Source organism: Oleomonas cavernae (assembly GCF_003590945.1).
Classification (GTDB): Bacteria; Pseudomonadota; Alphaproteobacteria; order Zavarziniales; family Zavarziniaceae; genus Zavarzinia; species Zavarzinia cavernae.
In genome coordinates this window covers 177,427-189,342 of sequence record NZ_QYUK01000008.1, presented here as the reverse complement: position 1 = coordinate 189,342, position 11,916 = coordinate 177,427, and the positions used below count along the sequence as shown (strand labels likewise).

Here is an 11,916-nt window from a genome sequence, read left to right as displayed (position 1 = left end):
GATGATGGCCGGCAAATACCGCTTCCTGCTCGCCGCCCTGCCGCTGGCCGTCGTGCTGGGCCTGAGCGGCGCCTTCTTCGATCGCCTGGGCAAGGACCCCTCGGCCCTGCCCTCGGCCCTGATCGGCAAGCCCGTGCCCGATTTCGCCCTGCCGGGGCTGGACGAGGCCGGGCCCGGATTGGCCGCCGCCGACCTGCGGGCCGGCCGGGTGACCGTGGTCAATGTCTTCGCCTCGTGGTGCGCGCCCTGCCGGATCGAGCATCCGCTGCTCACCGCCCTGACTAAGGTGCCGGGCATCACCCTGGTCGCCATCGCCTACAAGGACAAGCCGGAGGCCTCGAAGGCGTTCCTGGCGGAACTGGGCAATCCCTACACCCTGATCGGCGCGGACGTGACCGGCCGGGTCGCCATCGATTGGGGCGTCTACGGCGTGCCCGAGACCTATCTCGTCTCCAAGACCGGCGAGATCGCCTGGAAACATGTCGGCCCGCTCACGGAGGACGTGATCCGGGGCGAAATGCTGCCCATGGCCGAAAGGCTGCTGAAGTGAGGATATTGCCCGCGCTGGGCCTGCTGCTGGCGCTCAGTTCCGCCGCCTGGGCGATCGGCGTCGACGAGCCGCTGCCCGACGCAGGCCTGGAGGCGCGGGCCCACGAGATCAGCCGCGAGCTGCGCTGCCTAGTGTGCCAGAACCAGTCGATCGAGGATTCCGACGCCCCCCTGGCCGCCGACCTGCGCCGCATCGTGCGCGAGCGGGTGGTGGCGGGCGACAGCGACGAGGCGATCAAGGCCTATCTGGTGGCCCGCTACGGCGAATGGGTGCTGCTGCGCCCGCCGTTCCAGCCGGCGACCTGGGTGCTGTGGCTGGGACCCTTTGTGTTGCTGGCCTCGGCTGTGGCCGTCATCGCCTGGCGCCGGCGCCGGGGGACGCTGCCCGTGGAGGCCCCGGCACCGCTCAGCGCGGACGAGGCGGCGCGCCTGGCCGACCTGCTGGATGAAAAACCGTCGCCGGGTGACCGGGCATGATGGTCGTGGCTTTCGCCCTGGTCGCCGCCGCGGTGGCGATCCTGCTGCTGCGGCCGCTGCTGCGCCCCGGTGCGGGGCAGCAGGTGCTGGATGCCGAGCGGGCGGTCTATCGCGCCCAGTTGGACGAACTCGAGGCGGAACGCGCGGCCGGCATGATCAACGATGCCGAGGCGGCAGGGGCAAGGCTGGAGATCGAGCGGCGCCTGCTCAAGACCGCGCGGGGACAGGAGCCGTCGCGCCGGCTGAAGCCGTCGCTTGCGCTGGCCCTGGTCGTGGCCCTGGGTGTCCCTGGAGGGGCCGCCTTGCTGTACGAATGGCTGGGTGCCGCCGGCATGCCCGATCGGCCCCTGGCCGAGCGCTTGACGACGCAAGGCCAGGATGCCGAGATCGCGCGCCTGATCGCCGAACTGGAAGCCCGCATGGCGGCCAACCCGGGCGATCCCCAGGGCTGGATGCTGCTGGCCCGCGCCCGGGCGGCCCAGGGCAAGCTGATCCCGGCGGCCGAGGCTTACGAGAAGATCGCCGGGCTGGTGCCGGACTCGGTCCAGGCGCGCCTGGCCGCCGCCGAGTTGCGCATCGCGGCCGCCGACGGCCAGATCACGCCGCAAGCCAAGGCCCTGATCGACCAGGCCCTGGCCCTGGCGCCGCAGGATCCCTCGGCCCGGCACTTTGCCGCCTATGCCAAATTCGCCGGGGGTGACCTTGCTGGTGCCGTGGCGGATTGGCAGGCGCTGTTGCCGACGCTGGCGGCCGACGATCCGCTGCGCAACGCGGTGATCGCCGGCCTTGCCGCCGCCGGCCAGCCGGTCGCGCCCACGGCGCCGGCCCCCACCGCCGACGACATGGCCGCGGCCCAGGACATGAGCCCGGCCGAACGCCAGGCCATGATCGAGGGCATGGTCGGCCGCCTCGCCGACCGCCTGAAGGACAACCCGCAGGACCTGGAAGGCTGGACCCGGCTGGCCCGCGCCTATGACGTGCTGGGCCGCAAGGCCGATGCCGTCGCCGCCTGGGAAAAGGCCGTGGCGCTGGCCCCCGGCAATGCCGAGCTCGAGGCCGGCCTCGATGCCGCCCGGTCCCGCCTGCCGTGAGCATGATCCCGCCCGATCCCGGGAAGGGGCCGAGCCACGATTTCCACCTGACCGTGCCTGACGGCGACGACCACGAGCGCCTGGTCTGCCGGACCTGCGGCTTCGTCAACTATGTGAACCCCAAGATCGTGGTGGGTTCGGTCGTCACCCACCAGGGCCGCTTCCTGCTGGCGCGCCGGGCCATCGACCCGCGCCTGGGGTTCTGGACCTTGCCGGCCGGCTTCATGGAGGTGGGCGAGACGGTGGCGGACGGCGCCCGCCGCGAAGCGCGCGAGGAGGCCAACGCCGAGATCGTCATCGACGCCTTGCTGGCGGTCTATTCGATCCCGCGCATTTCACAGGTGCAACTGATGCACCGCGCCACCCTGGCACGGCCGGATTTTTCGCCCGGGGCCGAAAGCCTGGAGGTTCGCCTGTTCGCCTGGGACGAGATCCCCTGGGGCGAGATCGCCTTCCCCTCGGTCGTCTGGGCGCTCAACCATTGGCGCCAGGTCGAAGGCCAGGCAGTCTTTGTGCCCTTTACCAACCCTCCCGGCGAAACCGGCGACCGCCCGCTGGCACCCTGACCTTGAATTGTCACGAAAGCGTCGCGAAAGTGTTGTGGGTGGATAGCAGATTCCCCCGTCATCACGATGGGAGTGCGCTTCATGGCCTCGGTCCGACTCGCCCGCAGTGGCGCCCTTGGTATCACCTTCGCCCTGCTGCTGGGCACGGGGGCGGCGCAGGCGGGATCGCCTGAGTATCTCACGCCCCATGTCGCGACCGACGCCGGGCCGGTGACGGTCGAATTCGACGGTGCCGCCTATGCCAACCAGGGCCTGGCCGGGCCGGGCGCCTCTCGGCCAATTTGATGGACTTCATGGGCGATTCGCTCGGCTCTTTCTCGTCCATGGCCGTGGTGCCGGGCAGTTGGAAGCGCGATGGAGAGCGTTACACCGCCAAGCTGGTCTCGCTGCCCGACCGCGGCTTCAACGATCCCGACAAGAAATTCTATTCTGACTATCAGGGCCGCCTGGTCGAATACGACCTCACCTTCACGCCCTACAGCGGCCCCGCTTTGCCGGCGGCAGCGGAATCCCAGCGCCAGATCGTGCTGCAGCCGACGGGTCGGGGCATCAAGCTGACCGATTTCTCGGGTGCCGCGACCACCGGCCTCGACCCCGATTCGCACACGGTCACCCAGCAGGGCCATGTCCTGCCCAGCCCGGCCGAGGGCCCGGCGGCCGGCAAGGTCTCGCTCGATGCCGAGGCGATCGCTTTCCGCGCCGACGGCAGCTTCTATGTCGGCGACGAATACACCGCCGGCATCTATCTCTTCGGTGCCGACGGCCGCATGAAGGGCTTCATCGCGCCGCCGGCCGCCCTGCTGCCCATGAGCGGGGGCGTGGTCGACTACGGCTCTAACGACAAGCCCGAGACCGGGCGCCGCAACAACCAGGGCATGGAAGCGGTCGCGATCACGCCCGATGGCACGCGCCTGATCGCCATCCTGCAAAGCGGCACGATCCAGGATTCGGCCGGCAATGCCGGCGACCGCAACAACACCCGCATCCTGGTCTACGACATTTCGGCCGATCCGACCCCCAAGGCGCCGGTCGAGCATTATGCCCTGCAACTGCCCATCTTCGCCGGCAAGGGCGACGGCAGCCCGGCCGACAAGGCGGCGGCGCAAAGCGAGGTCGTGGCCCTCGACGGCCACCGCCTGCTGGTCCTCTCGCGCGACGGCAACGGGCTGGGCTGCGGCTGCAAGGCGCCCGAGGTCTACAAATCGGTCCTGCTGGTCGACACCAAGGGGGCGACCAATCTCGCCGGCACGGAGTTCGAGACCACGCCCAAGCCGATTTCCAAGGGCCGGGAACTCGACGCCGCGATCACGCCGGTGCGCATTGTCGACCTCGTCAACATGCTGAACACCACGCAGCTCGCCGGCTTCGGCCTCAATATCGACAATGCGGCGGCCGGTCCCCTGACCCTGTCGGAGAAGTGGGAGGCGATGGCCCTGGTGCCGGCGCTCGACGAGGCCCGCCCTAACGACTACTTCCTGCTGGTCGCCAACGACAACGATTTCCAGACCGCCAAGGGCCTGATGCAGGGCGTGCCCTATGACGCCGGCCTGACCAACGACAACATGATCCTGGCCTATCGGCTGACCTTGCCGCACTGATCCTGCCCTGCCAACCCACCTCACCCCACCCTCTCCCCCTAAAGGGCGGAGAGGGCTACCAAGGTCTCCCTCTCCGCCGCTCGCGGGGGAGAGGGAAGGGGCCCGTCGCGTCAGCGATGGGAAGGGTGAGGTGGTGCCTGCGGTTACTTCCCCTGGTCGGCGTCGGGGAGCTGATGGCGCATGATCAGGGGCATCTGGGCCAGCATGAAGGCGAAGGTCAGGGGCATGATGCCGAAGACCTTGAAGTCGACCCAGGTATCGGTCTCGAAATTGCGCCAGACGAATTCGTTCAAACCCGCCAGCAGCACGAAGAAGCAGGCCCAGCGGAAGGTCAGCACGCGCCAGCCCTGATCGGACAGTTGCATGGCCGCACCGAACAGCGGCTTCAGCAGCGCACGACCGCTATAGAGGCCGCCGAACAGGATCACCGCGAACAGGCTGTTCACGATGGTCGGCTTCATCTTGATGAAGAGTTCGTCCTGCAGGATCAGGGTCAGGCCGCCGAAGATCAGCACGAAGAAGCCTGAGACCATGGGCATCACCGGCAGGCGGCGTTCCAGCGACCAGTTGGCGGCCAGGGCGACGAGGGTCGCGACCATGAAGGCGCCGGTGGCCGGGAAGATGCCGAAGCGGGCATTGCAGAAGAAGAACACCGCCAGGGGCCCGGCTTCGAGGGCCAGGCGCAGCAGGGGGTTGATCGGCTTGTGAGCGGCTTTGGTGGCCATGGCGTTACACCGTATCCGCGACGCCGGCCAGCGCCTTGGCGAAGGCTTCGGCATTGAAGTCCTGAAAATCGTCGATGCTCTCGCCCACGCCGATGGCGTGGATCGGCATCCAGTATTTCTTGGCGATGGCGACCAGCACGCCGCCCCGCGCCGTGCCGTCCAGCTTGGTCATGATCACGCCGGTGATCTTGGCCACCCGCTCGAACACGTCGACCTGGTTGACCGCGTTCTGCCCGGTGGTCGCGTCCAGCACGATGATGGTGTCGTGGGGCGCGGTCGGGTCGAGCTTCTTGATCACCCGGTCGATCTTGGTCAGCTCCGCCATCAGGCCTTCCTTGTTCTGCAGGCGGCCGGCGGTATCGATCAGCAGGACGTCATAGCCCTCGCGCTTGGCCTGTTCCAGGGCATCGAAGGCCAGGCCCGCGGCATCCGACCCGGCGGGGCGGGTGATCACCGGCACGCCCGAGCGTTCGCCCCACACGGCAAGCTGCTCGATCGCGGCGGCGCGGAAGGTGTCGCCGGCGGCCAGCATCACCTTCAACCCTTGCGCCTTGAAGCGGCTGGCCAACTTGCCGATGGTGGTGGTCTTGCCGGTGCCGTTCACGCCCACCATCAAGATGACGTGCGGGCGATGGGACTTGTCGATGACCAGCGGCTTCTCGGAATATTTCAGGACGCGGGCGACCTCCTCGGCCAGCACGCGCTTGACCTCCTCGTCCGAGATTTCCCGGCCGAAGCGGCCCTTGGACAGGGCTTCGCGCACCTCGCCCGCCACGGCCACGCCCAGGTCGGCGCGGATCAGGGCTTCTTCCAGCTCGTCCAGGGACTCGTCGTCCAGCTTGCGCTTCTTGACCAGGCCGGTGATCGACTGGCCCAGCGACGAGGACGAGCGCGACAGCCCGGCCTTCAGCCGGCTGAGCCAGCCGGACTTCTTGGTCCCGGTATCTTCGCTGGTGTCGGTCATGCGGCAATCAACTCCGCGCCCGCGCGGGCGCCAACGGTAACTTTGACGATCTCGCCGGCAATACCCGGTGCAGGCAGGCGCAGGGCGGCGAAATGTTCGGTCCGGGCCAGGTCGCCGTTTTCGACGACGGCGGATTCGCGCAAGCCCAGGCGGCTGTCGAGGAAACGGTGCAGCCCCTGCTCGCCCCTGGCGCGCAGCCGGTCGGCGCGCTCCCTGGCCACCATGGGCGCCACTTGCGGCATCTTTGCGGCGGGCGTGCCGGGCCTCGCCGAGAAGGGGAAGACATGGAGGTAGGTGAGGCCGACCTCGTCCACCAGGGCCAGGGTGTCCTGGAACGCCGCTTCGTCCTCGGTCGGGAAGCCGGCGATGAAATCGGCGCCCAGGACGATATCGGGCCGTGCAGCGCGCAGGCGCGCGGCAAAACGGACGGCATCGGCGCGTGAATGGCGGCGCTTCATGCGCTTCAGGATCAGGTCGTTGCCGGCCTGCAGGGACAGGTGGAGGTGCGGCATCAGGCGCGGCTCCTCGCTCAACGTTGCGATCAGGTCGTCGTCGGCCTCGGCCGCATCGATCGACGAGATGCGCAGGCGCGGCAGTTCCGGCACCGCCTTCAGCAGGCGGCGGCTCAACTGCCCCAGGCTGGGCCGGCCCGGCAGGTCGTCGCCATAGGAGGTGAGGTCGACCCCGGTCAGCACCACCTCGCCGCAGCCGGCCTCGACCAGGCGGCGCACCTCCGCGACCACGGCGCCCAGCGGCACGGAGCGGGAGGGGCCGCGGCCGTAAGGAATGATGCAGAAGGTACAGCGATGGTCACAGCCGTTCTGGACCTGGACATAGGCCCGCGCCCGGCTGCCGAAGCCTTCCGCCAGGTGACCTGCGGTCTCGCGCACGGCCATGATGTCGGCGACGCGGACCTTCTCGGTGTTACCGATACTGAAACTCGCGGCATCCATTTTCTCGATATTGCCGATGACCTGGTCGACCTCGGCCATCCGGGCGAAGCGCTCGGGCTCGATCTGGGCGGCGCAGCCGGTGACCAGGATGCGGGCACCGGGCTGCTCGCGCCGTGCCCGGCGGATCGCCTTGCGGGCCTGGCGCACCGCCTCGGCCGTAACGGCACAGGTATTGACGATGACGGTATGGTTGAGGCCGGCCGCCTGGGCGTGGCGCTTCATCACCTCGGATTCATAGGCGTTGAGGCGGCAACCGAAGGTAATGACCTCGATCCCGGCGGTCATCGGGCGCTCAGGCCGCCTCGACGCGCGGGGGCAGGGCGATGACGCCGCTGAAGGAGACGGCGATGGGGCCGGTCATGATCACATGGTTGTCGTCGGCGCGCCATTCGAGGTCCAGCCGCCCGCCATCCATCCAGATCGCTGCCTTGCGGTCGATCAGGCCGCGCCGTGTCGCCGCCACGACGGCCGCGCAGGACGCGGTGCCGCAGGCCAGCGTCCGGCCGGCACCGCGTTCCCACACCACCAGGCGCAGGGAACCGTCGGCCTTGCGCGAGACGAAGGAGACATTGGTGCGTTCGGGGAACAGGGGATCGGTCTCGATCGCCGGGCCGATCGCCTCGACATCGACCGCCTCGGCGTCGGGCACGAAGAACACCGCATGGGGATTGCCCATGTTCACCGCCACCGGGTCCTGGAGGCCGGAGGAGTGGCGGTAATCGACATGCAGCGTGTCCATCGCGCGGGCCAGCGGGATCTGCTCCCAGGCCAGGCTCGGCTCGCCCATGTCGACGGTGATGAAGCCGTCCGGCGCGGTGGAGGCGGTCAGCACGCCGGCCAAGGTCTCGATCGTCACCGTGTTGCGGCGCTTGCCCGCGATCAGCAGGGCGCCGACGCAGCGGGTGGCGTTGCCACAGGCGCCCGATTCCGAGCCGTCGGGATTCCAGATGCGCATGAAGGCATCGGCGGCGCTGGAGGGTTCGAGCACGATGAGCTGGTCGCAGCCGACCCCGGTCCGCCGGTTGGCGATCGCCTGCGCCAGCGGTTCGTTGATCTCCACGGGGGAGGAGCGGCCGTCGACGATGACGAAGTCATTGCCAAGGCCGTGCATCTTGATGAAAGAAATGCCGTCCATGCCCCGGTATATAGGCGCTGCGGCGCGTCTCGTAAATCGGCGAAGCAGCGCAGGGCTTAGATGCCCGCCATCCATTCCCCGGCGATCTCGATGGTGTGGGGCAGAATCGGGGTGCCGGCGGGCAGGACATCGATCGTTGTTGCCCGTGTGGCCCAGTCGCTCTGAAGTTCTGCCAGGCGCCGATCGATGCCCTCACGCAGTTTACCGTTCAGCAGATCACGAATGACTTGCGCCGTCGGAAGCGCGTCGGGCTGCAAGCGGATCGTGGTGGCGAGGTCGAAGACATCACGCGGCTTGAGAGTGCGGCCACGATAGAACAGTTTCTTCGCAAGGATTTCCGCCGTGGTCTCGACAGCCACTGGCCGGCCGAGAATCTCTTGAGCTTGAGTTGGCACCGACGTCAGGTGCGGGGCGACAATGAAATCGATTTCCCTGTCGCCAACGGCAATCCGCACGTGATGGGACGTTTCTTCGTAATTTTCGTAATGCTCCGCTGCCGCATTCAGCCTGGGTGACAGGTAGGTGAGGTATTGGGCATCGGCGAGAAAGATGTCGAGGTCTCGGCTCAAGCGGTGGTGCATCCGGGACATCAGCATCGTCCCGCCCCCAAAGGCAAAGGCGCTCGACACCTCGATCCGGGCGGCATCCGCAATCTTGAAAGCGATTTGGGCGAGTTCGAGCCAGTCGTCGGGGTGGCGTGTCACGGTTCGGCCAGCCATTCCTCGAGGTCGCGATTGCCAAGCTTCAGGTCGGCATCGAAGGCGGCATAAGTCGCTTTCAGCGCGGTCTTGGAAACGCCGTGGGCATCGCAGAAACGCAGGATTTCATCGGCCTCCAATTCGGATAGGAAGCGCTCGGCATGATCGGCCCAGACGCTACCGGGCCGGGCTGCGACAAGCGCACGGGCCAGTTCCGCCTCGTCGATCATGCGGGCGAAAGGCACATTGACGGCGACGACGGTGGCGCGTGTTCCCATGGCGCAACCATAGCACAGCCCATTCGGGTGCCGGCATTGTCAGACGGATCACCTGAACCTCGGTCGTCATTCCGGCGCCGGCCGGAATCCATTGAGACGTCGCGCGCTGCCCCCGAATGGATCCCGGCCTGCGCCGGGATGACGGGAACAATCATCTGCAATCAACCGGCCAACGGCCCCAGAATCCGCCCGATGATCTCGGCCAGGGTCTCCACCACTTCGGTCCGGCCGATGCCGGGGACGGGCATCAGGATGCTTTCCAGGATCGCCGCCTGGAGCATGGCGGTGAGCAGGAAGGCGGCGACGTCGGGGCGGGCGAAGGCCCGGGGGCTGATATTGGCGGCATAGATCTGGGTTGCCAGGGCCAGCAGCCGCTGCCGCATCTCGCCGATGATCGGCAGGTCGCGCAGGAACGGCACCTCGTATTGCATCGCCCTTACCAGGGCGGCGCGGCGGTCGATCGTGTCGTAGAGCACGCCGGCGGCATAGGCGTGGCGGGCCTTGCCTTCGTGGGGCGGCAGGGCCAGCAGGCCTTGGGCAAATTCGCCCAGGATCTCGTCCACCGTCTGCTCGAACAGGCGGGCGATGATCGCCTCCTTGCCCGGGAAATACTGGTAGATCGAGCCGATGCTGACCCCCGCCCGCTCGGCGATGTGGTTGGTGGTGAGCGAGGCATAGCCCCGCTCGGCCAGAAGTTGAGCAGCCGCCGTCACCACCGCCTCGACCGTGGCCCGGGCGCGGCCCTGGGTCGGCTCTTTTTTCATTGCGATATCAAGCGGTTGAACAGCCACGGCCAAGCCTTGTGGGGAGGGGCGACGATGTAAGTAGATATGAGTTTTTACTCATATACAATAGGCGGCGTTGAGAAGAGGTGCAGAAGAATGTCCACAGACGCCGCATCGCCCGTGCCCAGCCGCTGGCGTGATCCCGACCTCGATCCCGCCCCCTGGACCCTGCACATGACCCGCCATTTCGGCGCGCCCTCGACCGATCCGGTGCGTCGCGCCGCGGTCAGGGCCGGGCTCACCCAGGGCGATCCGCTGGCCGATGCGCTCGTCATCTGGATGAAGGCCGCCAAGAGCGACGGCTGGAGGATGTTCGACCTGGCCCTGACCAAGGGCATCGACGCGGTGCCCGAGGCGCCGCCGCCCCTGGCCAACTTCTTCGCCCATGTCGATCGCCGGCCCGACTGGGTCGAGGGCGACCTGATGCGGATCGGCTGCCGGGCGGCGCTCGCGACCGGGCCCTTGCTGCGCTATGCCCTGGGCTCGGGCACCTTGATGGTCGGCTATTGTTCGAGCGCGATCGCCCGGGTGCTCGTGATGACCGGGGCCTTGAACGGCCGCACCTATTCGCGCCTGCAGGAAACCGGCAAGTTCGGCGTCGATATCTATGCCTCGGGCGATGTCGGGCGGTTTTCCGCCGGCTTTGCCTCGGCCGTGCGGGTGCGGGTGATGCACGCCATGGTCCGCGCCGGGATTAGCCGCGATCCGCGCTGGAAAGCCGCCGACTGGGGCACGCCGATCAACCAGGCGGACATGGCGGCGACTGCGCTGGCCTTTTCGCTGGGCATGGTCGGGCCGCTGATCGACTTGGGCTTCACCCTCAGCCCGCGCGAGAAGGAGGGGGTCGTCCACCTGTGGCGCTATGTCGGCTATATCATGGGGGTCGACGAGGCCCTGCTGCCCGACTCTTATGCCCAGGCGGCCGCCCTGTTCAGCCTGCTGGTGCGTTCCCAGCCCGATGCCGACGACGACAGCCGCTCGCTCTCCAACGCCCTGCTGGGTGCGGGGGCCGAGGCGGTGAAGAACCTCCCCGGGCCGGTCGCCCGGGTCGTCGGCGGGCTCGACGCCCGCTCCTATGCCGGGTTCTCGCGCTACATTATCGGCGAGTTGGCGGCCGATACGCTGGAAATCCCGCGCACCGGCTGGCGCCACCTGCCGCGCGCCCTGCGCCCGGTGATTGCGGCGGCGAATCAGGTGCGGCGCCGGGTGCCTTACGTGAACGAAGGGGTGGCCCGCGTGCGCCTGGCCATGCTGCAGGCCCAGATTGGCAAAGCCTTCAAGGCCCGCAAGCCGCCGTTCGAGACGGGCGAGGGCAGCCCCCTGAAGGGCCGCAGCCATGCCGTGCCGGAGGCGGCGGAGTAGGGCTGGGAGCGGCGTTGTGCGTCCTTCGAGACGCCACCTGCGGTGGCTCCTCAGGATGAGGTAAGTCTCTTATGCCAAAACAATTTTCCTCATCCTGAGGAGGCCCGGAGGGCCGTCTCGAAGGACGCAGGATGCCGGTGCGAGATTATTCCCCGTCGACCAGCTTCAGCAGCTTGCGTTCCAGCACGGCGAGCACGGCGTCGAGGTCGTGGCCGCGTTTGAGGATGCGGCCGCCGGCGGCGATGACGGCAAAGGCGCCCTGGCGCTTGGCCAGGGCCGGGCGCTTCTCGATGCGGTAGAGCGGCTGTTCGGAGGAACGGCGGTGCACGGCGAAGACCGCGACCTCGACACCATCGGCCATGGCATAGTCGCGCCATTCGCCGGCGGCGACCATGCGGCCATAGAGACTCAAGATCCGGTCGAGTTCGCGGCGGGAGAAGAAGATGCGACGGGGGGCGGGTTGGGCACTCGCTGGGGCGGTTGTTTCGGCCGTTCGGCCCGACAACCAAGCGATCACGCCTTGCTCCATACGCCGTTCTCTCCCTGCGGCTGTCACGTGCCCGTCATTGTGAACGCAAGGCGGGCGGGCTCACAAGAAAAAAGCCCGAAGAAAATGCCTTCCTTTCGCCTCATTTGCGCCCCGCGACCGCCCCATTGCCCACCGATCTTAGCAGCGTTGGTCCTCAACAACGGCCCGACCGGACGGTGGGAAGACCCCCTAGCCCCCAGCCCCCT

Annotated in this window: 15 protein-coding genes; 7 read left to right on the top strand and 8 right to left on the bottom strand. The window is 68.0% G+C overall.

Annotation, left to right across the window (positions count from 1 at the left end; genetic code table 11):
- Nucleotide 1: 1 nt before the first annotated feature.
- The 6 genes from D3874_RS01165 (at nucleotide 2) to D3874_RS01145 (ending at nucleotide 4,281) form a co-directional block, all read left to right on the top strand.
- Nucleotides 2-550: a DsbE family thiol:disulfide interchange protein gene (locus tag D3874_RS01165; RefSeq protein WP_119775573.1), complete on the top strand. Its 549-nt coding sequence runs from the start codon at nucleotides 2-4 to the stop codon at nucleotides 548-550.
- Entirely contained in the window at nucleotides 547-1,026 is a 480-nt protein-coding gene (locus tag D3874_RS01160; RefSeq protein ID WP_199698873.1) for a cytochrome c-type biogenesis protein, read from the top strand. The genes D3874_RS01165 and D3874_RS01160 overlap by 4 nt, the downstream gene beginning before the upstream one ends.
- Nucleotides 1,023-2,117 (top strand): c-type cytochrome biogenesis protein CcmI, encoded by a 1,095-nt coding sequence (gene ccmI, locus D3874_RS01155; protein ID WP_119775570.1) that lies wholly within the window; start codon nucleotides 1,023-1,025, stop codon nucleotides 2,115-2,117. The genes D3874_RS01160 and ccmI overlap by 4 nt, the downstream gene beginning before the upstream one ends.
- Before the next feature lie 2 nt (nucleotides 2,118-2,119).
- Complete coding sequence (locus D3874_RS01150) at nucleotides 2,120-2,683, top strand: NUDIX hydrolase (protein WP_119775568.1); 564 nt, start codon at nucleotides 2,120-2,122, stop codon at nucleotides 2,681-2,683.
- A gap of 81 nt (nucleotides 2,684-2,764) precedes the next feature.
- Entirely contained in the window at nucleotides 2,765-2,968 is a 204-nt protein-coding gene (locus D3874_RS29000; protein WP_199698872.1) for a hypothetical protein, read from the top strand.
- A gap of 8 nt (nucleotides 2,969-2,976) precedes the next feature.
- On the top strand, nucleotides 2,977-4,281 hold the full coding sequence (locus D3874_RS01145; RefSeq protein WP_199698871.1) for an esterase-like activity of phytase family protein: 1,305 nt from the start codon (nucleotides 2,977-2,979) through the stop codon (nucleotides 4,279-4,281).
- A gap of 143 nt (nucleotides 4,282-4,424) precedes the next feature.
- On the opposite strand, the gene D3874_RS01140 is transcribed toward D3874_RS01145, so the two are convergent.
- From D3874_RS01140 to D3874_RS01110, 7 genes are all read right to left on the bottom strand, one after another.
- Nucleotides 4,425-5,006 carry a septation protein A gene (locus tag D3874_RS01140; protein WP_119775566.1) on the bottom strand — a complete coding sequence of 194 codons (582 nt, stop codon included), beginning with the start codon at nucleotides 5,004-5,006 and terminating at the stop codon, nucleotides 4,425-4,427.
- Nucleotides 5,007-5,010: 4 nt separating this feature from the next.
- Entirely contained in the window at nucleotides 5,011-5,970 is a 960-nt protein-coding gene (gene ftsY / locus D3874_RS01135; RefSeq protein ID WP_119775564.1) for a signal recognition particle-docking protein FtsY, read from the bottom strand.
- Nucleotides 5,967-7,208: a tRNA (N(6)-L-threonylcarbamoyladenosine(37)-C(2))-methylthiotransferase MtaB gene (gene mtaB, locus D3874_RS01130; RefSeq protein WP_119775562.1), complete on the bottom strand. Its 1,242-nt coding sequence runs from the start codon at nucleotides 7,206-7,208 to the stop codon at nucleotides 5,967-5,969. The genes ftsY and mtaB overlap by 4 nt, the downstream gene beginning before the upstream one ends.
- A gap of 7 nt (nucleotides 7,209-7,215) precedes the next feature.
- Complete coding sequence (gene dapF, locus D3874_RS01125) at nucleotides 7,216-8,058, bottom strand: diaminopimelate epimerase (protein WP_119775560.1); 843 nt, start codon at nucleotides 8,056-8,058, stop codon at nucleotides 7,216-7,218.
- A 56-nt stretch (nucleotides 8,059-8,114) separates the two neighbouring features.
- Complete coding sequence (locus tag D3874_RS01120; protein ID WP_158595760.1) at nucleotides 8,115-8,762, bottom strand: nucleotidyl transferase AbiEii/AbiGii toxin family protein; 648 nt, start codon at nucleotides 8,760-8,762, stop codon at nucleotides 8,115-8,117.
- On the bottom strand, nucleotides 8,759-9,034 hold the full coding sequence (locus D3874_RS01115; protein WP_119775556.1) for a hypothetical protein: 276 nt from the start codon (nucleotides 9,032-9,034) through the stop codon (nucleotides 8,759-8,761). Before D3874_RS01115 ends, D3874_RS01120 begins: the two co-directional genes overlap by 4 nt.
- Before the next feature lie 161 nt (nucleotides 9,035-9,195).
- On the bottom strand, nucleotides 9,196-9,798 hold the full coding sequence (locus D3874_RS01110; protein WP_119775554.1) for a TetR/AcrR family transcriptional regulator: 603 nt from the start codon (nucleotides 9,796-9,798) through the stop codon (nucleotides 9,196-9,198).
- Nucleotides 9,799-9,915: 117 nt separating this feature from the next.
- On the opposite strand from D3874_RS01110, the gene D3874_RS01105 reads away from it, so the two are divergent.
- Complete coding sequence (locus D3874_RS01105; RefSeq protein ID WP_158595759.1) at nucleotides 9,916-11,181, top strand: oxygenase MpaB family protein; 1,266 nt, start codon at nucleotides 9,916-9,918, stop codon at nucleotides 11,179-11,181.
- A gap of 145 nt (nucleotides 11,182-11,326) precedes the next feature.
- Here D3874_RS01105 and D3874_RS01095 read toward each other — a convergent pair whose 3' ends face one another.
- Nucleotides 11,327-11,698, bottom strand: a complete 372-nt coding sequence (locus D3874_RS01095) for a DUF2794 domain-containing protein (RefSeq protein ID WP_233559784.1) — start codon at nucleotides 11,696-11,698, stop codon at nucleotides 11,327-11,329.
- Nucleotides 11,699-11,916 lie beyond the last annotated feature (218 nt).